General features: G+C 65.6%; 17 protein-coding genes and 2 tRNA genes. 4 read left to right on the top strand and 15 right to left on the bottom strand.

Translation table 11 applies throughout. The annotated features are described in order from the left end of the window. Nucleotides 1-359: 359 nt before the first annotated feature. The 5 genes from G6N59_RS24200 to G6N59_RS24180 form a co-directional block, all read right to left on the bottom strand. Nucleotides 360-512, bottom strand: coding sequence for a hypothetical protein (locus G6N59_RS24200; protein WP_020102196.1), 153 nt, complete (start codon nucleotides 510-512; stop codon nucleotides 360-362). Between the two features lie 128 nt (nucleotides 513-640). Continuing rightward, nucleotides 641-1,417: a sulfite exporter TauE/SafE family protein gene (locus G6N59_RS24195; RefSeq protein ID WP_138229464.1), complete on the bottom strand. Its 777-nt coding sequence runs from the start codon at nucleotides 1,415-1,417 to the stop codon at nucleotides 641-643. Nucleotides 1,418-1,458: 41 nt separating this feature from the next. Further along, the gene (gene trxA, locus G6N59_RS24190; protein WP_138229463.1) at nucleotides 1,459-1,830 is read right to left on the bottom strand and encodes a thioredoxin; all 372 of its coding nucleotides are present in this window, start codon (nucleotides 1,828-1,830) and stop codon (nucleotides 1,459-1,461) included. A 34-nt stretch (nucleotides 1,831-1,864) separates the two neighbouring features. Next, nucleotides 1,865-3,067, bottom strand: a complete 1,203-nt coding sequence (locus G6N59_RS24185) for an NAD(P)/FAD-dependent oxidoreductase (RefSeq protein ID WP_138229462.1) — start codon at nucleotides 3,065-3,067, stop codon at nucleotides 1,865-1,867. A 20-nt stretch (nucleotides 3,068-3,087) separates the two neighbouring features. After that, nucleotides 3,088-4,467 (bottom strand): MBL fold metallo-hydrolase, encoded by a 1,380-nt coding sequence (locus tag G6N59_RS24180; protein WP_138229461.1) that lies wholly within the window; start codon nucleotides 4,465-4,467, stop codon nucleotides 3,088-3,090. A gap of 320 nt (nucleotides 4,468-4,787) precedes the next feature. On the opposite strand from G6N59_RS24180, the gene G6N59_RS24175 reads away from it, so the two are divergent. Both G6N59_RS24175 and fdhD read left to right on the top strand, forming a co-directional pair. Next, nucleotides 4,788-7,112 carry an FdhF/YdeP family oxidoreductase gene (locus G6N59_RS24175; RefSeq protein ID WP_138229460.1) on the top strand — a complete coding sequence of 775 codons (2,325 nt, stop codon included), beginning with the start codon at nucleotides 4,788-4,790 and terminating at the stop codon, nucleotides 7,110-7,112. A 6-nt stretch (nucleotides 7,113-7,118) separates the two neighbouring features. Then, nucleotides 7,119-7,943 carry a formate dehydrogenase accessory sulfurtransferase FdhD gene (gene fdhD / locus G6N59_RS24170; protein ID WP_138229459.1) on the top strand — a complete coding sequence of 275 codons (825 nt, stop codon included), beginning with the start codon at nucleotides 7,119-7,121 and terminating at the stop codon, nucleotides 7,941-7,943. Between the two features lie 54 nt (nucleotides 7,944-7,997). Here fdhD and clpX read toward each other — a convergent pair whose 3' ends face one another. The 7 genes from clpX to G6N59_RS24135 form a co-directional block, all read right to left on the bottom strand. Further along, on the bottom strand, nucleotides 7,998-9,278 hold the full coding sequence (gene clpX / locus G6N59_RS24165; RefSeq protein WP_138229458.1) for an ATP-dependent Clp protease ATP-binding subunit ClpX: 1,281 nt from the start codon (nucleotides 9,276-9,278) through the stop codon (nucleotides 7,998-8,000). A 340-nt stretch (nucleotides 9,279-9,618) separates the two neighbouring features. Further along, a complete protein-coding gene (locus tag G6N59_RS24160; protein ID WP_138229457.1) occupies nucleotides 9,619-10,272 on the bottom strand; it encodes an RsiV family protein in 654 nt (217 codons plus the stop codon). 45 nt (nucleotides 10,273-10,317) lie between these two features. Next, nucleotides 10,318-11,439, bottom strand: a complete 1,122-nt coding sequence (locus tag G6N59_RS24155; protein ID WP_138229456.1) for a BTAD domain-containing putative transcriptional regulator — start codon at nucleotides 11,437-11,439, stop codon at nucleotides 10,318-10,320. Between the two features lie 122 nt (nucleotides 11,440-11,561). After that, nucleotides 11,562-12,212 (bottom strand): ATP-dependent Clp protease proteolytic subunit, encoded by a 651-nt coding sequence (locus G6N59_RS24150; RefSeq protein ID WP_138229455.1) that lies wholly within the window; start codon nucleotides 12,210-12,212, stop codon nucleotides 11,562-11,564. Continuing rightward, nucleotides 12,209-12,802, bottom strand: a complete 594-nt coding sequence (locus G6N59_RS24145; RefSeq protein ID WP_138229677.1) for an ATP-dependent Clp protease proteolytic subunit — start codon at nucleotides 12,800-12,802, stop codon at nucleotides 12,209-12,211. The genes G6N59_RS24150 and G6N59_RS24145 overlap by 4 nt, the downstream gene beginning before the upstream one ends. Nucleotides 12,803-12,985: 183 nt before the next feature. Then, nucleotides 12,986-14,521 carry a trigger factor gene (gene tig / locus G6N59_RS24140; RefSeq protein ID WP_138229454.1) on the bottom strand — a complete coding sequence of 512 codons (1,536 nt, stop codon included), beginning with the start codon at nucleotides 14,519-14,521 and terminating at the stop codon, nucleotides 12,986-12,988. A 38-nt stretch (nucleotides 14,522-14,559) separates the two neighbouring features. Then, nucleotides 14,560-14,636 (bottom strand) — tRNA-Pro (locus tag G6N59_RS24135). Nucleotides 14,637-14,759: 123 nt separating this feature from the next. On the opposite strand from G6N59_RS24135, the gene G6N59_RS24130 reads away from it, so the two are divergent. Both G6N59_RS24130 and G6N59_RS24125 read left to right on the top strand, forming a co-directional pair. Beyond that, nucleotides 14,760-14,833: transfer RNA gene (locus G6N59_RS24130), tRNA-Gly, on the top strand. A 422-nt stretch (nucleotides 14,834-15,255) separates the two neighbouring features. Further along, the gene (locus G6N59_RS24125; protein WP_234884135.1) at nucleotides 15,256-16,467 is read left to right on the top strand and encodes an alkane 1-monooxygenase; all 1,212 of its coding nucleotides are present in this window, start codon (nucleotides 15,256-15,258) and stop codon (nucleotides 16,465-16,467) included. Here G6N59_RS24125 and G6N59_RS24120 read toward each other — a convergent pair. From G6N59_RS24120 to G6N59_RS24110, 3 genes are read right to left on the bottom strand one after another with little or no spacing between them, the layout of a single operon-like run. Further along, nucleotides 16,464-16,871 (bottom strand): DUF2628 domain-containing protein, encoded by a 408-nt coding sequence (locus G6N59_RS24120; RefSeq protein ID WP_234884134.1) that lies wholly within the window; start codon nucleotides 16,869-16,871, stop codon nucleotides 16,464-16,466. The two genes, G6N59_RS24125 and G6N59_RS24120, sit on opposite strands and share 4 nt — an antisense overlap. Nucleotides 16,872-16,921: 50 nt before the next feature. Further along, on the bottom strand, nucleotides 16,922-17,560 hold the full coding sequence (locus G6N59_RS24115; protein WP_138229453.1) for an NUDIX hydrolase: 639 nt from the start codon (nucleotides 17,558-17,560) through the stop codon (nucleotides 16,922-16,924). Beyond that, nucleotides 17,553-19,091, bottom strand: coding sequence for a nicotinate phosphoribosyltransferase (locus tag G6N59_RS24110; RefSeq protein ID WP_138229452.1), 1,539 nt, complete (start codon nucleotides 19,089-19,091; stop codon nucleotides 17,553-17,555). The genes G6N59_RS24115 and G6N59_RS24110 overlap by 8 nt, the downstream gene beginning before the upstream one ends. Between the last annotated feature and the right edge of the window lie 17 nt (nucleotides 19,092-19,108).

The raw sequence follows: 19,108 nt of genomic DNA, 5'->3' as shown, positions 1-19,108 counted from the left end.
CGGAGTCCGTCGCACTGTTTCCGGAGACGCCGCAAAGCGGCCCTCACGATCGCCAGCTCGGCGCCGCCAAAATTTTGATGTCACTGCTAGTACCGATTATTGCACTTCTCTTAGGGTGGGCTGACCCGGACGCGCCGATGACGGCTGGGTTGCGACCCAATAAATGCGCAGGTCCGTGACTTGACAGGTGTTCACACCGATCAATTATGTGGCATTGGTCACGTCCGGTGACCGAGTATTCCTAAGAAACCGGCTACTCGCCAGTAGTCGTCGTCGCTAACACTCGGAGATGGCCGTCGGCGCCATTGGGCACCTCTGCCGCCGCACCGGAAAACGCTGGTGGCGCAAGCGATTAGGCGTCAGTCCGGCTGGCCGTCTGGACGGGTGTCCAGGCGGCGGCCGTGCCAACGCAGACGTAGCAACATCAGCTGCCGGTGCGCCTGGAACCCCAACGCCAGCGGGTCGGCCCAGGCGCGGCGACCCGGCGTACCACGACCGGTATCGGTATCCATACCGCCATTGTCCAGAAGCTGGGCAACCGTGCACGTCCGGCGACGGGGCGGCAACATGTCGGTTCGGTGAAGATTCGCGACATCGTCCGGCGGCGGCCCGGCTGTTACCGACAACGCACTCGTGACGGCTACCAGCTCACGACGATGGTGTCGACAAGGACATACGCCGCGACGGCGAAGACGAGATAGGCGAATCCATGCTGCAGCCGCCGGGTGTCGAGCCGGGTGCCGAGGTGGCCGGCGATCAACGAACCGACGATCGCCGTGCCGACGAAAGCCGCGGCGATGGTCCAGTCGATGCTGGTGCCGCTCAGATGAGACAGGAGACCCGCCACCGAGTTCGCGACGATGATGAGGAGCGAGGTACCGATCGCGACGGGCATCTCCACCCCGAGCATCAACACCAGCGCCGGAACGATCAGAAAGCCGCCGCCGACACCGAAGAGTCCGGTGAGCAGGCCGACGAGGAAGCCCGCAGGAATCGACCTGGAGGCACAGCGGCGCCAGTTGATTCCCGAGTCGCCCACCTTGCAGGCGGTACCGGTGCCGCCGTTGTCCTGCAGCATCCGGATTCCGGCCAGCACCATCACCACCGCGAAGCCGACGAGCAGCGCCGGCTGCGGCAGATGACGGCCGATGGCGCTGCCGACGAACGTTGCCGGGATGCCGGCGGCCGAGAAGATGGCAGCCAACCGCCATTGAACGTGCCCGGCACGAATCTTCGGCATCGCGCCGACCGCCGACGCGATGCCGACGACCAACAGCGACAACGGAATTGCCTGCTCAATCCCGAGCCCCAGCACATAGACCAACGCCGGCACCGCCAGGATGGACCCGCCTCCGCCGAGTAGGCCGAGCAGGACGCCTATGACAGCGCCCAGGCCAAGGGCGAGAACGACATTCACGGAACTTCACTCTCCTCGAGCGGAACGGCGGGTCGCGTCGGTCAGGGCGTCTTGTGCGTCTTGCCTGCGATGTGGGCCCGCACGTCGGCCATGTCGAGTTCCTTGACCTGGGTGATCAGATCCTCGAGGGCCGCAGCCGGTATCGCGCCGGGCTGGCGGTAGACGAGGACGCCGTCGCGGAACGCCATGATCGTTGGGATCGCCTGGATTTCGAGGGCCGCGGCAAGCTGCTGCTGTGCTTCGGTATCGACCTTGGCGTGCACCACATCGGGGTGCGACTGCGCCGATCGATCGAATACCGGAGCGAAGGCGCGGCACGGACCGCACCACGATGCCCAGAAATCGATGAGCACGATCGGGTTGTCGGTGATGGTCGCCTCGAAATCGGCGGCCGTCAAGGTTTTGGTGGTCATTGCGATCTCCTTTCGTTGTGATGCAATTGCCTTGTCAGGCCAGACCTTTCAGCATGAGATTCCAATACATGAACGGAAGCCCGTACTTCTTCAGGTACCAGTACGCCCGGTGCGGGGTCGTCGGATTGAGTAGTGGGAACGAAGGTTCCAGATTCAGGTCATAGTCGAACTCGGCGAGCAGCATCGCGTGCGACGAGGTGACGATCGGGCACGACGAGTAACCGTCGTAGGACGCGCGCAGTGGCCGGCCGTTCAGGACGGAATCGATATTGGCGACCACCACCGGGGCCTGCTTGCGGATGGCGGCGCCGGTCTTCGAATTCGGCGACGAACCGGCGTCGCCGAGGCTGAAGACATTCGGATACCGCACGTGCTGCATGGTGTGCTTGTCGATGTCGACGTAACCCATTGCGTCACCAGTCGACAGCGGGCTGTGCTTGATCCAGTCCGGTGCGGACTGCCGCGGCACGGCATGAAGGACGTCGTAGGGCAGCATCGCGTCGGTCCCACCCGCCGCGACACTGGTGACGCCGACCTTGTGCGACGCCGCGTCGACCAACGTCACCTCGGAGTTGGTGTGCAAGGTGATGCCGTAGTCGGCGATCACCTTGTCGAGGCTGTCCGCGATCGCGGGAATCCCGAACGGCCGCGCTCCCGGCATGACGAGGTGCACGTCGATGTCCTTGAGCACGCCCTGCGATCGCCAGTAGTCAGACGCCAGATAGGCGATCTTCTGCGGAGCTCCGGCACACTTGATGGCTCCGGAGGGAACCGTGAAGACCGCGGTACCCGACCGCAGGTTCCGGATGAAATCCCAGGTCCGCGGCGCGAGGTCGAATCGGTAGTTCGACGAGACGCCGTCGCGGCCCAGAGTGTCCGCCAGCCCCTCGGTGCGATCCCAGTCCAGTTGGATACCAGGGCAGACCACCAGTGCGTCGTACTCATACGTCGCACCGTCGGCGCACGTCACCGTGTTGCTATCGGGATCAAAAGCGCTCGCGGCGTTCCTGATCCAGGTCGTGCCCTTGGGCATCACCGAGGATTCGGCGCGCTCGGTCGCGGACACCTGCGCCTGTCCGCCGCCGACGAGCGTCCACAGCGGTTGGTAGTAGTGCTTGTCCGAGGGTTCGATGACCGCGACGTCGGTGTAGCCCTTGCGGAGCAACCGGGCGGCGACCGTGATGCCGGCGGTCCCGCCGCCGACGATCAGGATCTGGTGCTTGGCAGTGATGGTCATATCTGTGATGTCTCCGATCTTCAGGCGTTCTCGACGGCTTCTGCCCAGGCGCCATACCCGCCCACGATGTCACTGACGTCGTTGAATCCGTTCCGCCGCAACAGGCTTGCTGCGACCGATGAGCGATACCCACCGGCGCAATAGACGACGGTCGGTTTGGCGGGGTCCAGCTCAGCCAGCCGAGTGGGCAACTGCCCCACCGGGATGCCGATGGCGTTCGGGATGGCCCCGGCCGCAACCTCACCGGGGTTGCGGACATCGACGATCTGCAGGTTCGGCAGTTCGGCGGCCCGTTCACCAAAAGCCTTGGCGGTCAGCCTCGATGCCACCCGGACATCACTGGGGTGGTCAACCAACACCGCGTACGGCTCGGCCACGTAGCCGATCACCCGGTCGAAGCCGATGCGGGCGAGCCGGTTCTTACCCTCGAGTTCCTGACCGGGTTCGGTAAACAGCACGATGTCGACATCGGACGGTAGGACCGAACCGGCGAACTCTGCGTAACGACCTTGCAGGCCGATGTTGACCGCGCCACGCAGATGGCCCAGCGCGAATTCCTCGGGTCCACGCCCGTCCACCAAAACAGCGCCGGCGTCGATCGCCTTGCGGGCCTGCTCGTAGGTCATCGCCGTCGGCATCTTGGTCTCGTCCAACAGCTCTCGGTCCTTGCGGTTCAGGATCGCGTCGTAGACGAAATAGCCCGGTGCGGGCGGCTGCCCTTCGGTGACGAGGTTCATGAACGAGGCTTTGTCGGCAGCCCGCAGCGCGTAGTTCGTCGCCTTCTGATCACCGATCGTCGACCACAGGTCGGTCGACAGATTCTTGCCGCATGCCGAGCCCGCACCATGTGCCGGGTACACCCGGGTCGCGTCGGGCAGTGTCATCAACTTGTCATGCAACGAGTCATAGAGCTTGTCCGCCAGTTCCTCGCGCGTGTAGCCGATCGAGGCCAGCAGGTCGGGGCGGCCCACATCGCCGATGAACAGCGTGTCCCCGGTCATGACGCCGTAGGGCGTCTGGTCATCCGCGTGCTCGTAGACCACCACGCTCATCGACTCGGGGGTGTGTCCCGGGGTGTGCCGGAACTCCAGCGTCACGTCGCCCAGCGAGTACCGCTCACCGTCGGCGACACCCATCGAGTCGAACTCGGTCTCGGCGACGGACGAGTAGACGATCTTGGCGCCGGTGGCCTTCGCCAGCTCGAGGTGCCCGGAGAGGAAGTCCGCGTGAAAGTGGGTCTCGATGACCAGTTCGATGGTCAGCCCGCGCTCTTTGGCATCGGCGACATATCCGGCCACGTCGCGCTGCGGGTCCACAACGACTGCGCGTCCGGTGGTTTCGTCACCGATCAGGTAGGACGCGTGCGACAGGCAATCCAGGTAATACTGCTGGAGGATCATCACGGCTTCTTTCTCCTAGTTGGGTAGCACCACTCTGAGCTATACCCCTATGGGTATATCAAGTACCCCCAGGGGTATCATATTCCAACCCCGATCAATACGGGTGGGGGTATTGATCACACCTCCTCGAACAATACCCCCTCCCGTATATTCAGCTAGGGGCTTAGGTCCTCGAGCCGCGACCGTCCGCCGGCGATACCCGGGTTGGCGGACGCCGTACCACGGGCGATAGGCGCCACCTATCGCGGCATATGAATTACCGATGGCTCGCGCCCCGCTTCCAGGCCGGGATCGCCGATTACGGGGATTAGATTGGGAAGATGACCACGGTCAGAGACGGCCACGATGTTGACGCCACCTACGACGAACACGCGGTAACGGTCACCGGCGCCGAACACGAAGCCGCGGGAGTCAAGGCCGTGATGGTCAGCATGCAGCGGGGACTTCGGCAGATGGGGCCGCTGCGCACCGCCGAGACGCTCAGCAAGATCAACCAGCGGCACGGGTTCGACTGTCCGGGCTGCGCCTGGCCGGAGGAACACGGCGGCCGCAAGCTCGCCGAGTTCTGCGAAAACGGCGCCAAGGCCGTGGCAGAAGAAGCCACGCTGCGCCGCGTCACCCCGGAGTTCTTCGCCCGGCATTCGGTGGCCGACCTGGCCGACCGGCCCGAGTACTGGCTGTCCCAGCAAGGCCGGCTCACCCACCCCATGGTGCTGGCACCCGGCGACACCCACTACCGCCCGATCGACTGGGACGACGCCTACGCGTTGATCGCCCAGGAATTGACGGCCCTCAGCAGCCCCGACGAAGCGCTGTTCTACACCTCGGGCCGCACCAGCAACGAGGCCGCATTCCTGTACCAATTGCTCGTGCGCAGTTACGGCACCAACAACCTGCCGGACTGCTCGAACATGTGCCACGAGTCGTCAGGCACCGCCCTGGTCGAATCGATCGGCATCGGCAAGGGCTCGGTCACCGTCGACGACGTCATCCATGCCGACTGCATCGTCATCGCCGGACAGAACCCGGGCACCAACCACCCCCGCATGCTGTCGGTGCTGGAGAAGGCCAAAGCGGGCGGCGCCAAGATCATCGCCATCAACCCGCTGCCCGAGGCCGGATTGATGCGATTCAAGGACCCGCAGAAGGTGCACGGCGTCGTCGGCCACGGGGTGCCCATCGCCGACGAGTTCGTGCAGATCCGCATCGGCGGCGACATGGCCCTGTTCGCCGGGCTGGGTCGGCTGCTGCTGGAAGCCGAAGACCGCGAACCAGGGACGGTGCTGGACCGCGACTTCATCGCCCGCCACTGTGCCGGCTTCGAGGAATACGAAACCCGCACCCGCGCAATCGAACTGGACACCGTCACCGAGGCCAGCGGGATCAGCCAGGAGCAGCTGCACCGGGTTGCCGAGGCGCTGGCCCGGTCGGAGCGCACCATCATCTGCTGGGCGATGGGCCTGACCCAACACACGCACGCGGTGGCCACCATCGGCGAGGCCACCAACCTCCTGCTCATGCGCGGCATGATCGGAAAACCCGGAGCGGGAGTGTGTCCCGTGCGCGGGCACTCCAACGTGCAGGGTGACCGGACCATGGGCATCTGGGAGAAGATGCCCGAAGAGTTCCTGGCCGCGCTCGACACCCGCTTCGGGATCACCTCTCCACGCAAGCACGGTCACGACACGGTGGATGCGATACGCGCCATGCGTGACGGGCACGCCAAGGTTTTCGTCGGGATGGGCGGCAACTTCGTCTCCGCCACCCCCGATACCGACGTGACCGCCGCGGCGATGCGCAATTGCACGCTGACGGTGCAGATTTCGACGAAACTCAACCGCAGTCACCTGGTGCACGGCCGCACCGCACTGATCCTGCCGACGCTGGGCCGCACCGACAAGGATTTTCAGGCCGGCGGCAAGCAGCTGGTGTCGGTGGAGGACTCGATGTCGATGGTGCATCTGTCGCGCGGTGGGCTGACCCCGCCCAGCGACTGCGTGCGCAGCGAGGTCGCCATCGTCTGCCAGTTGGGCCGCAAGCTGCTGGGCCCCGACCACCCCGTGCCGTGGGAATCCTTCAACGCCGACTACGACGGCATCCGTGACGCCATCGCCGACGTCGTCCCCGGATGCGCCGACTACAACACCCGGGTCCGCCAGCCTGATGGCTTCCAGCTGCCGCACCCACCCCGGGATTCCCGCGAGTTCCCCACGCACACAGGCAAAGCCAACTTCTCGGCCGAACCCGTCGAATGGGTGCCGGTACCCGAAGGCCGGCTGGTACTGCAGACGCTGCGCAGCCACGACCAGTACAACACCACCATCTACGGCCTGGACGACCGCTACCGCGGCGTCAAGGGCGGCCGCCGGGTGGTGTTCGTCAACCCGGCCGATATCGCGGCGTTGGGTCTGCAAGAAGGCAGCCGCGTCGACTTGGTGTCCGAATTCGACGGCCACGAGCGCCGTGCGAAAGACTTTCTGGTGGTGCCCTATTCGACCCCAGTCGGTAATGCCGCGGCCTACTACCCCGAGACCAATCCGCTGATCCCGCTGGACCACACCGCCCGAAAATCCAATACCCCGGTATCCAAGGCTGTGGTGATCAGGCTTGCCCCGGGGGCCGATCGCAGCGAGGGCGGGATCTGACCAGCCATGGGTCGCGTAACCGCACGGCGCCGAGCCGAACACGTCACCGCCAGCGGCGCGGTATCCCGCCCGGAAACCCTGGCAGTCGAGGAACCCCTGGAAATCCGGGTCAACGGCACTCCCCTCACCGTGACGATGCGGACGCCGGGTTCGGATGTGGAACTGGCCCAAGGGTTTCTGCTCACCGAGGGCGTGATCGCGCGCCGCGGCGACATCGCTCGCGTCGCATACTGCCGGGGCGCCACCGAAGATGGCGCCAACACCTACAACGTGCTCGACGTGACGTTGGCACCGCACGTCCCGCCGCCGTCCGTTGACGTGACGCGCAATTTCTACACCACCTCGTCATGCGGCGTGTGCGGCAAGGCGTCCATCGATGCGGTCCGAACCGTCAGCCACTACTCCCCCGGCGACGACCCGACCAGCGTCACCTCCGACGTGCTCACAGCGATGCCACAGCGGCTGCGCCAGGCCCAGAAGGTGTTCAACAGCACCGGCGGCTTGCACGCCGCCGCGCTCTTCAGCGCCGTGGGAGAGATGTTCGTCGCCCGCGAGGACATCGGCCGACACAACGCGGTGGACAAGGTGATCGGGTGGGCACTCGAGCACGACCGCATTCCGCTGACCGACACCGTCCTGCTGGTCAGCGGCCGGGCGTCGTTCGAACTGACACAGAAAGCCGTCATGGCCGGCATCCCCGTGCTCGCAGCGGTGTCCGCGCCGTCCTCGTTGGCGGTCGACCTGGCCAGCCAGGCCGGGCTCACACTCGTGGCGTTCCTGCGCGGCGAGTCGATGAACGTCTACACCCGGCCCGACCGCGTAATCAGGTAGCAGCGCAAAAAGGCAAAGCCCCCGCCGCGGCGGGGGCTTTGCCTTTTCAGAGAACTAAGCGCTCTTGTCGCGACGCTCGGACCGCGCTGCCTTGCGCGGCACGATGGTCGGCAGCACGTTGTCCTGGACGGTCTCCTTGGTGACGACCACCTTGGCGACGTCGTCGCGGCTCGGGATGTCGAACATCACCGGCTGCAGGACTTCTTCCATGATGGCGCGCAGGCCACGGGCACCGGTCCCGCGGTGAATGGCCTGGTCGGCGATGGCGTCGAGGGCCTCGTCGGTGAACTCGAGCTCCACCCCGTCCATCTCGAACAGCCGGACGTACTGCTTGACCAACGCGTTCTTCGGCTTCGACAGGATCGACACCAACGATTCCTTGTCCAGGTTGGTCACCGACGCCACGACCGGCAGACGGCCGATGAACTCGGGGATCAGACCGAACTTGATCAGGTCCTCGGGCAGCACCTCGGCGAAGTGGTCCTGGGTGTCGATCTCAGCCTTGGAGTGCACCTCGGCACCGAAGCCGAGACCGCGCTTGCCGACGCGGTCGGAGACGATCCTCTCGAGACCGGCGAACGCGCCCGCCACGATGAACAACACGTTGGTGGTGTCGATCTGGATGAATTCCTGGTGCGGGTGCTTGCGCCCGCCCTGCGGCGGCACCGACGCCTGCGTGCCCTCGAGGATCTTCAGCAGCGCCTGCTGCACGCCCTCACCGGACACATCGCGCGTGATCGACGGGTTCTCGCTCTTGCGGGCGATCTTGTCGACCTCGTCGATGTAGATGATGCCGGTCTCGGCACGCTTGACGTCGTAGTCAGCGGCCTGGATCAGCTTCAGCAGGATGTTCTCGACGTCCTCGCCGACGTAGCCGGCCTCGGTCAGCGCGGTCGCGTCGGCGATGGCGAACGGCACGTTGAGCATCTTGGCCAGGGTCTGCGCCAGGTAGGTCTTGCCGCAACCGGTAGGCCCGAGCATCAGGATGTTCGACTTGGCGAGCTCGACCGGCTCCGCCCGGGAGTCGCGCGACTTCTCCTGCGCCTGGATGCGCTTGTAGTGGTTGTAGACGGCCACGGCGAGCGTCTTCTTCGCGTTGTCCTGGCCGATGACGTAGCCCTCGAGGAAGTCCCGGATCTCCTGAGGCTTGGGCAGCTCGTCGAGCTTGACGTCGTCAGCGTCGGCCAGCTCCTCTTCGATGATCTCGTTGCAGAGGTCGATGCACTCGTCGCAGATGTAGACGCCAGGTCCCGCTATGAGCTTCTTGACCTGCTTCTGGCTCTTTCCACAGAACGAGCACTTCAGCAGGTCACCGCCGTCTCCGATGCGCGCCATGGGGTGAGGCCCTACTTTCTCCGGTCGCCGTCAGTCGTTACACCAGATAGTGGGTTATTTCGGGTGTGATCCCGACGCTACCCGTTCGCTCCGTTGCGATGCGACCGAAAGAGGCGAATCGCTCCGGTGGTATTTATCCGTGTGCAGGAGAACATAGCCCGATCGGCGGCTTGCCACCCGTCGGCGCGCTGACCGTGATTCTGGCGTGTCTTCCCGGCGCCGGTTGGCGTTGGCTCGACAGGCCTGTGATCAGGGCTGTTCACCTATCCGCAACCCTACCGTGTGCACATCGAAGCCGCCGACACGTTTCGCGGCCAGCGCAAGCACAGGACTGTCGGGCCTACCCCTGTAGCCGGCCGCCCAGCTCCCCTACCGGTACCGCCACCGTGAGCGGGCCGCCGTTGCCCACGAGTTGGCTCTCGCCGAAGAAAAACGTGACGGCCTCATCGGTCAGTGCGAAGTTCCGGTACGAGGCGCGGTCCGGTTCGATGAGTGCCGCATCACGCGCCTTCAACATGCGTTGCACCACCGGCGTCAGAATGGCCACCGGATCGGCACCCGGACCGAACAACGTGTCGATGGTGATGGGCCCGTCCGCGCCATAGGTGAACGTCCGGAACCGGATGGCCGGGTGTCCTTCATGGGCGAAGCCCGTCGGGTCCACGATCTTGAGCACCAGGCTCTGGGTCTGTGCCGAGCGGTACACCGCCGGCGTCACGGTCTCCTCGTACCCCCGGCCATTGCCGTACTTCTCCACCCAGCCGACGAACCCGTCGCCGTCCTGGGCCAAAAAATCCGCGACAGCCTGTTGATCGGGATAGTCGACCGGGAACGCGGCCGTCCGTTCATACCCCGCCCCGACCTCGTGGATCCGGCAGATGCCGGTGGCGTCGGCCGTCCCTCCCAAGGCAGCGCACGAACGTTGAGCGGCCGCAGTCGGCGCCAGGCTCAGGAACGTGACTGTTGCGGCCACCACCAGGACCGAAATCTTCATGCACCGATGGTTCGCCGACGCCCTTGGCGGATCCTTGGGATTGCCCTACCCGAGTTCGACGGTGAACTCATGGGAGCCGATGCGGATGAGGTCGCCATCGAACAGATTGGTACTGGCCACGATTCGGGTGCCCTGCACGTACACGCCGTTGGCAGAACGCAGATCCACCATGATCGGGCCGGTACCCGCGTCGACGATGACGGCGTGGTAGCGGCTCACGTCCGCCGCGTCGAGCACGATGTCGTTGTCGGCGAGGCGACCGATCCGGGTGGCCATTGCGCGCAAGGCGAACCACCGCCCGGTCGTATCGCGCAGCCCGGCTTTCGATGACGTCGATCGCGTGGTGCTCGGCCGGAGCCGGCCGATGGTGTGCACCGCCGTCGCTTGCGCAGTCCCCTGCACATCGAGCGGTTCCTGACGCAGAATCCGTTGGTGCAGAGCGCTTATCGCCTGGCCGGGATCGATACCGAGGTCCTCGGCCAGGATCGATTTCACGCGCTGGAACGCATCGAGCGCGTCCGCCTGTCTCTGGCAGCTGTAGTAGGCCGTGATCAACTGCACCCACAGCGGTTCCCGGTAGGGATGTTCAGCGACCAGCGATTCCAGCGGTCCGATCACCAGAGCTGCATGACCACAAGCGATTTCAGCCTCGGCGCGGGCGGTCTCCACCGCGATCCGGTCGTCGACCAGTGCGGCGGCGACCGCGTCGACGAAGGCGAAGTCGGACAGATCACCGAGGACCGGACCACGCCATTCGGCCAGGGCGGCCGAGAGGCGCACCGCTGCGGTGGTGAACTGCCTCTCGGCAGCCGCCCGCACCCCGGCGACCTTTTCCTTCTCGAACCGCCCGAGGTCCGTTGCATCCTCCGGCACATCGAGTCGATAGCCGGGCGGTGCGGCGGCCAGCTTCTCCCGCGACATTCCGGACTCCGCCAGGATCTTTCGCAGATTGGAGACGTAGGAGTGCAATGCGGTGCGGGCAGCCGCGGCCGGCGACTGCTCCCACACCGCGTCGATCAGCGCGTCCACCGACACGGGGCGGCCGCGATTGAGCAACAGCATCGCGAAGACGGCTCGCTGCTTGGGTGCGCCCAGCGGCACGTCGTGGTCGTCGACGGCCATCCGCAGCGTGCCCAGAACACCGAAATCGATTCCGGCCGGCCGCATGGGCCGAGGGTATCCGGTGCTATCGGCCGATGCGGGCTATTCCCCCGTCCGGCAGTCAGGGCTGAACAAACGCCAGCGGCCGCCAACCTGAACAGGTTGGCGGCCGCTGGGCGTCGAAAGACTCAGGCCTTCTGGGCCGAGAGCTTCCGGTACTCGAGAACCGTGTCGATGATCCCGTACTCCTTGGCATCGGCCGCGGTGAGAATCTTGTCGCGGTCGGTGTCCTTGCGGACCTGCTCGGCGGTCCGGCCGGTGTGACGTGCGAGCGTCTCCTCCATGAGGGTGCGCATACGCTCGATCTCGGCGGCCTGGATCTCCAGGTCCGAGAACTGACCTTGGATGACGCCGCCGAGGGACGGCTGGTGGATCAGCACGCGGGCGTTCGGCAGCGCCAGGCGCTTGCCCGGCGAACCGGCGGCCAGCAGCACCGCGGCAGCCGACGCGGCCTGACCGAGGCACACCGTCTGGATGTCGGCACGCACATACTGCATGGTGTCGTAGATCGCCATCAGCGAGGTGAACGAGCCACCCGGCGAGTTGATGTACATGGTGATGTCGCGATCGGGGTCCTGCGACTCCAGCACCAGCAGCTGGGCCATCACGTCGTTGGCCGATACGTCGTCGACCTGGGCACCCAGGAAGATGATGCGCTCATCGAACAACTTGGCGTAGGGGTCGACGATGCGCTCGCCGGTGTGCGTCCGCTCCGTGAACTGCGGAAGGATGTAGCGCGCCTGCGGAGCCAGCTCCGGGTTCAGATGCTTGGAGATCACTTCGAGGCCCCCTTGCCGCCGTTGAGGTTTGCACGGGTGATGATGTGGTCGACGAAGCCGTACTCCAGCGCTTCCTGCGCGGTAAACCAGCGGTCGCGGTCCGAGTCGGCCTCGATCTGCTCGACGCTCTTGCCGGTGAACTCCGCGTTCAGCCGGAACATCTCCTTCTTGATGACGTGGAACTGCTCGGCCTGGATGGCGATGTCCGACGCGCTACCGGTGACGCCACCGAGCGGCTGGTGCATCAGGACCCGGGCGTGCGGCAGCGCGTGGCGCTTGCCCTTGGCCCCGGCGGCCAGCAGGAACTCGCCCATCGACGCGGCCATGCCCATCGCGTAGGTGGCGATGTCGCACTCCGACAACTCCATGGTGTCGAAGATCGCCATGCCGGCGCTGATCGAGCCACCCGGCGAGTTGATGTACATGTGAATGTCTTTGGACGGGTCTTCGGCCGTCAGCAGCAGGATCTGGGCGCACAGCCGGTTGGCGATGTCGTCGTCGACCTGCGAGCCCAGGAAGATGATGCGCTCCGCAAGCAAACGCTCATAGACCGAGTCCGTGAGGTTGAGCCCCGGTGCGCTTGAACGCATGTCAGTCACGACTGGATACCTGCTTTCTCGAGTTCGTCCACACGACACTAACCAACGGCCGACGGCCGCGAGTCCCCGACGCGGCCTAGTTCGCTCACAGCGTCACAGTTGCCGAGAGCGGACGGTGCCGCAGGCATCACTGAAGACACCTGCGGCACCCGTACCACGATCAGATTTGGAGACCTAGTCTTCGCTCTTGGCCTTCTTGGCCTTCTTCTCCTTGGCCGGCTTCTCGTCGGCAGCTTCTTTGGCCTCATCCTTGGCCTCGGCCTTCGCCTTCTTGGCCTTGGCAGGCTTCTCGTCCTTGGCGTCCTCGGCCGGAGCCTCGTCGGCGTCCGGAGCCGGAGCCTCGACCTCATCGGCAGCCTCGGTCTCGTCGGCAGCCTCGGCGTCGCCACCGGCGGGGCCGAAGAACTCCGCAGTGTCGACCGTGTTGCCATCGGTGTCGGTGACGGTCGCTCCGTTGACCACGGCGGCGATGGTCATGCCGCGGCGGATGTCGGCGAACATGGACGGCAGCTGGTTGTTCTGCTGCAGGATCTGGATCAGCTGCTGCGGCTCGATGCCGTACTGGCGGGCCATCAGCGCGATGCGCTCCATCAGGTCACCCTGGCCGACCTTGACGTCCAGCTCGTCGGCGATGGCGTCCATCAACAGCTGGGTCTTGACGGCCTTCTCCGCGTTGGTCCGCGTGTCGGCGTCGAACTCTTCGCGGCTGCTGCCCTGCTCCTTGAGCTGCTCCTCGAACTTGGCCTCGTCGTGGTCCAGTCCGTGGACGGCGTTGTGGACGGTCTCGTCGACAGTCGCCTGCACGATGGCCTCGGGCAGCGGCACCTCGATCTGCTCCAGCAGGGTCTCGACGGCCTTGTCGCGAATCTGCTCGGCCTGGCCGATCTGCTTCACCCGGCGAACCTGGGTGACCAGGCTCTCCTTGAGCTCGGCGATGGTGTCGAATTCGCTGGCCAGCTGCGCGAAGTCGTCGTCCGGCTCCGGCAGCTCGCGCTCCTTGACCGACTTGACGGTGACGGAGACCTGGGCTTCCTTGCCTGCGTGCTCACCGGCGGCCAGGGTGGTCGGGAAGTCCTTGGACTCGCCGGCCTTCAGGCCGATGATGGCCTCGTCGAGGCCCTCGATCAGCTGACCGGAACCGATCTGGTGCGACAGGCCCTCGGTCTTTGCCTCCGGCACGTCCTCGCCGTCGACGGTGGCCGACAGGTCGATCGAGACGAAGTCGCCGTCAGCGGCGGCGCGCTCGACACCGGTCAGGGTGCCGAAGCGGGCGCGCAGGTTCTGCAGCTCGGCGTCGACCTCGTCGTCGTTGACGACGATCGGGTCGACGGTGATCTTGATGGCCTTCAGGTCCGGGAGGGTGATCTCCGGGCGGACGTCGACCTCAGCGGTGAAGACGAGCTCGTCGTTGTCCTCGAGCTTGGTGATGTCGATTTCCGGCTGGCCCAGCGGCTTGACGTCCTGGGCGGTGACGGCCTCGCCGTAGCGGGCCGGGATGGCGCTGTTGACAACCTGCTCCAGCACCGCGCCGCGGCCGATGCGGGCCTCGAGCAGCTTGGCCGGGGCCTTGCCGGGACGGAAGCCGGGCAGGCGGACCTGCTTGGCCAGCTCCTTGTAGGCCTGGGCGAACTCGGGTTGAAGCTCGGTGAAGGGCACCTCCACGTTGATGCGAACCCGGGTGGGGCTCAACTGCTCCACGGTGCTCTTCACAGCGTTACTCCTTGTTTTTTGTACTTGCCATCAGTTGGTGGTCGGGGTGACAGGATTTGAACCTGCGGCCTTCCGCTCCCAAAGCGGATGCGCTACCAAGCTGCGCTACACCCCGTGCCTCGTCGCGGTCGCATTAACCGCGGTCGAGATACTACGTCCTAGACACGCGACACCATCAATTGGATTGGCGGCCGCTGTCCCGGTACTGTCTGCCGGTACTGTGATCGCAGCAGTGCACGCGGGCGTAGCTCAATGGTAGAGCCCTAGTCTTCCAAACTAGCTACGCGGGTTCGATTCCCGTCGCCCGCTCCACAGGACCGGCCTCACCAGGCCGGTCCTTTGTTTTCGGCCTCGTTTTCCACGGTGCGCACGGCCCGACATCGCGTCGTGCCGGACGGCCCGCACCGGCGGTCCGCGACGCCCACGCACAGCGACCCCGCTGAGACCCCATGGAGACCCCATGGACCCGAGTTTTCTGTAGCTGAGCGGCTTTGCTTGGACGGCTCGAAACAACTATTGACCGCCGGGCAAATTAATTGCGCAGCGAGCCGCGTCCATTTACGAATTCTGGGAGTTTCCTGGCAATGTTGTAAAATTGCCCGCAATTCCTCACATATTCGAATCACGCCACAAAGCCGCAGCTACAGCGGCTCAGCCACGTTAATTAAGACACACTGGCAAATATTTTTGCCGTCCGCGTTGAGGGTCCGTACCAGTGGCTGTATAAAGGCACGATGACCACGTCGCTCACTCGATTGGATCGCCGGAACCGGCGGTCACCAGACGTGGATTCAGAGGTTGCTGAGAGCACGTGGCGCGACCCCAAGCGATACCTGTGGTTACTGGTTCCGGCCGCCCCTGGCGCGGTGACGCTGTCCTGGCTGCTGGTGTGGTCGACCGGGCTGCACATCTTCTGGTGGACCGCTCTCGTCCTGATTCTGGTCGCCGGGCCCACCGCCGACCATCTGGTCGGACGTGAAACGCACGATCGCGCACCCGACCGCATTCTGGCCCAGTTGCAGCAGGACAAGTTCTACCGCTTCGCCACTCACATGTTCCTGCCCACGCAGTACCTTGCGCTGGCGTTCGGCTGCTGGGTGTGGGCCGGCGGCGGCTGGGTCACGTTGACGTTCGCCGACAAGGTCGGACTGATGGTCGCGGTGGGGCTGTCCGGTGGCATCGCCAACAACGCAGCCCATGAACTGGGGCACCGGCGCGAACGCGCCGAGCGGTGGCTGAGCAAGTTGGCCCTCGCGCAGAGTTGGTATGGGCAGTTCTACGTCGAGCACAACCGCGGGCACCATGTCCGCGTCGCGACGCCCGAGGATCCGGCCAGCGCCCGCTTCGGCGAGAGCGTGTACTTCTTCGTCGTGCGGTCGGTCGTCGGCAGCACCCGCTCAGCCTGGCGCCTGGAAACCAAACGCCTTCGCCGCCAAGGACATTCACGCTGGAGCCTGCGCAATGACGTCCTCAACGCCTGGCTGTTGAGCGCGATCCTGTTCGCCGGCCTGGCGCTGTGGTTCCGTCCGGTGGTCGTGCCGTGGCTATTCGGCCAGGCACTCATCGGCATTTTCTTGCTGGAGGGAATGAACTACCTGTCGCACTACGGCCTGCGCCGGCAGAAGCTGCCGTCGGGCCGCTACGAGCGCCTACGCGCCGCGCACAGCTGGAACAGCAACACGGTCATCATGAACGTGTTCCTGCTGCATCTGCAGCGGCATTCAGACCACCACACGGACCCGTCGCATCGATACCAAGGGATCCGGCACGCCGAGGATGCACCGCAACTGCCGAGCAATTACACCGCGATGCTGGTCCTCAGCCTTGTCCCGACGCTGTGGCGCCGGGTGATGGATCCGCGGGTCCTGGCGATCTACGGCGGTGACGTCCGGCTGACCGCACTCAGCCCCCGGCAACTCAAGCGGATGCAACTCGACGGCAGCTAGCGCAGCCTGCCGTACCCCTCGAACAGGTTCCAGGACTGACTGCCCCGAACCACATGCAGGTAGTACGCGTAGTTCGCCGTCGTCATCGCGATCGCAGCCAGCCCGAACCCGATGCCACGAACGAGGCTGTCCGGCACATCGAGCACGACGAGCACCACCTCGACCGCGAAGAAGATTCCGAGCAGCGTCAAGCCCTTGCGCCACATGCCCTTGACGAAGAAGTAGATGGGGCCGAACAGAAAAGCCAGGATGTTCGAGGTGAGCTTCAGCCGGTCCATGAACGACATGGCCTGGTAGGCCGCCTTGGACTCCGGCGAAGAGTTCGGCAGGCCGTAGGCGTTGAAGAAATCAAAGCGCCTCTGCCACGACGGGGACACGGTAACGCTGGGAAATTGCTGTGACACGGCACCGACAATAACGGCTGCGCGGTGTCACTTCCGGTGCACCAAGGCGGCTACTCGGCCGCCACCTGAAACACCGTCACCGGCCTGGTGTGCGCAGGCCGACTGCCGTCCGCGATGAACCGCGGTGACCGTTCCAGCCGTCGTCGCATCGCGGCCAGCGGGATGGGTTCGGCCCCGGTGCGCTCCGAGAGATGGAACAGCAGGTCGGTCAGCGCACAGACCTCGGCGGCCGTGCACCCCGCGCCGAACATCGCCGCGACCGTCGCTGGGTCCCACAACAGTCGTTGCGACACGGTGGCGGCGGTGTCCCTGACCATCTCGTTGTGCCCGAATGGTAAGTCCGGCACGGGTTCTCCGGCCTGGACCACCAGGGCGGCGTCGCCGGGTTCCGCACGCATCACGTTCACGAGGGAGACGGTGTGACCGCGCTCGTCGCGCTGCGGGTCGGACACCACAAGTGCCACAGTCGGCGGCCCTTCGACGGGTTCGGCGCCGGCCCGGTCGCGCAGCGCCCGGTGTGCGGCCGCCGCAACGGTCTCCCCGTTGGCGGCGTCGAGCACGACGCCCGGCAGCGCCCAGTCCCCTTGATGCGGTGCGCGTTGCCTGCGCGCCAGGATGAGCCCCGGCTCCGCGCCGGGGCTCACCGCGAAGACGTCGACGCTCAGCCAGGTGGCCAGCGACTCAGCCATTACGGGCGTCCTCCTCGCGAGCGGCGTATACCGCCCAGTCACGTCGCACGGTAGCGCGCACCTCGGCGAAGGACACGGGGTTGACGACGACGCCGTCGTCGAACACCGTCCGCATGGCGTCCGTCGCCTCGACAGCGCCGGACGCACCCTGCACCAGGGTCAACTGCCCACGCTCGTCGCGGACGACAGCCAACCGCCCCCGTGCGCTGCGCTTCCCCGGGTCGGTGACCGGCGCCTTGGCGATGTCGCGGCCGCGGCCGTCCACCTGCACCCAGGTCGCCTTCATTGCGATCGAGAACGTGTCACGCGTGACGTATTGGTATGTGTAGGAACCGAATCCCAGTACCGGCGTGGTGGACACGTATCCCTGTGCCATCAGGTTGGCGGTGATCGCGTCCGCCCGGTCGTGGGTGATCGAGTCACCGTAGATGACACCGATGTGCGGGTCCAGCTCCCGATAGCCGGCAGCGTTCACGGTACCGCCGAAGACCTCCCACAGCAGGTTCACCACGCCTTTGTTCGCGGAGCTCCCTGCCGGGGCGTCCGGGTCGCCGCACAGGATCCGTTCGGGGTCACCGCTGTCCGGGCGGATCACCACTTTGCCATCGCGCGCGGTGACCGCGTCCTTCAACGTCGGCAGGATGCCGGTGCACACGTGCCACAGGTCCCAGGTATCGCTGACGATCGACACGATCCCGGTCGGGTACAGGTCCAACAGCCGGGCGAATGTCGCGACCTCGTCGTCCTGGGTGCCGGCGCACATGACGCTGTGCTCGGTCGCCGGCACGCTGCCGCCAATCACCGCGCCCTCCGGTGAGCCTGGATAGTTCCGCTCGACCCAGCCCAATGCGGGCAGGCAGTCGGTGCCGGTGAACGCCAGCAGGTGTCCGGCCCCCGACGCAGCGGCGGCCGCGCTGCCGGCCATGCCGCGGAAGGAGAAGTCGTGCCCCTGCCAGTCCACCGCGGCCGGGTCGGCGCCGCTGTCCTGCGCCCGGGCGTCCAGCAGCGTCCGGTTGCGCCAGGCGGTGGTGGCCGACGTGATGGGCTGCCACAGCGCGGCCGACATCTCGGTCTCGATGTAGTTGGTCAGCCAGAAGAACTCGGGTGCGGTGTTCTCGACGGTCAGGTACGGGATGCCGACCGGAACGATGCTGCCCTCCGGCAGCGCCCGTACCCGCAGCGGCAACCGCCCGTAGGCGTGCAGTTGCCGGATATGTTCGGCACCAACATCATTGGGTCCCAGCACCTGGGTGACGCGGTCTACGTAGGCGCGGCACACCTCGTCGACGTCAGCGGCGAAGAAGGCGCCCCACTTTTGGCCCAAATCCCGTAGGTAGGCCTGCAGACCGAAGAAGGCGGTCCAGGACACTCCGGGGATGCGGCTGCCCCGGGCCGTCAGGTTGGAGTAGACGTATTCCGTGCCGGCCGGGTACTGGCGGCGGTGGTCCAGCTTGTAGGCATCGGTGTCCATCAGGACATCCAAGGCCGCAACGGTTTCCGGTCGGTGCGTGGTGGTTGCTTCGATGGTCATGGTGTTAGTCCTTGTCG

The organism is Mycolicibacterium aubagnense (genome assembly GCF_010730955.1).
In the GTDB taxonomy this organism is placed as follows: Bacteria; Actinomycetota; Actinomycetes; order Mycobacteriales; family Mycobacteriaceae; genus Mycobacterium; species Mycobacterium aubagnense.
This window is presented reverse-complemented; position numbering and strand designations above follow the sequence as displayed.

Excerpts from the sequence above, each read along its gene's own strand:
- G6N59_RS24160 (WP_138229457.1), bottom strand. The coding sequence starts at position 10,272 with ATGAAGATTTCGGTCCTGGTGGTGGCCGCAACAGTCACGTTCCTGAGC.
- G6N59_RS24155 (WP_138229456.1), bottom strand. The coding sequence starts at position 11,439 with ATGCGGCCGGCCGGAATCGATTTCGGTGTTCTGGGCACGCTGCGGATG.
- G6N59_RS24110 (WP_138229452.1), bottom strand. The coding sequence starts at position 19,091 with ATGACCATCGAAGCAACCACCACGCACCGACCGGAAACCGTTGCGGCC.
- G6N59_RS24175 (WP_138229460.1), top strand. The coding sequence starts at position 4,788 with ATGACCACGGTCAGAGACGGCCACGATGTTGACGCCACCTACGACGAA.
- clpX (WP_138229458.1), bottom strand. The coding sequence starts at position 9,278 with ATGGCGCGCATCGGAGACGGCGGTGACCTGCTGAAGTGCTCGTTCTGT.
- fdhD (WP_138229459.1), top strand. The coding sequence starts at position 7,119 with ATGGGTCGCGTAACCGCACGGCGCCGAGCCGAACACGTCACCGCCAGC.
- trxA (WP_138229463.1), bottom strand. The coding sequence starts at position 1,830 with ATGACCACCAAAACCTTGACGGCCGCCGATTTCGAGGCGACCATCACC.
- G6N59_RS24200 (WP_020102196.1), bottom strand. The coding sequence starts at position 512 with ATGGATACCGATACCGGTCGTGGTACGCCGGGTCGCCGCGCCTGGGCC.
- G6N59_RS24185 (WP_138229462.1), bottom strand. The coding sequence starts at position 3,067 with ATGACCATCACTGCCAAGCACCAGATCCTGATCGTCGGCGGCGGGACC.
- G6N59_RS24115 (WP_138229453.1), bottom strand. The coding sequence starts at position 17,560 with ATGGCTGAGTCGCTGGCCACCTGGCTGAGCGTCGACGTCTTCGCGGTG.
- G6N59_RS24145 (WP_138229677.1), bottom strand. The coding sequence starts at position 12,802 with ATGCGTTCAAGCGCACCGGGGCTCAACCTCACGGACTCGGTCTATGAG.
- G6N59_RS24180 (WP_138229461.1), bottom strand. The coding sequence starts at position 4,467 with ATGATCCTCCAGCAGTATTACCTGGATTGCCTGTCGCACGCGTCCTAC.
- G6N59_RS24125 (WP_234884135.1), top strand. The coding sequence starts at position 15,256 with ATGACCACGTCGCTCACTCGATTGGATCGCCGGAACCGGCGGTCACCA.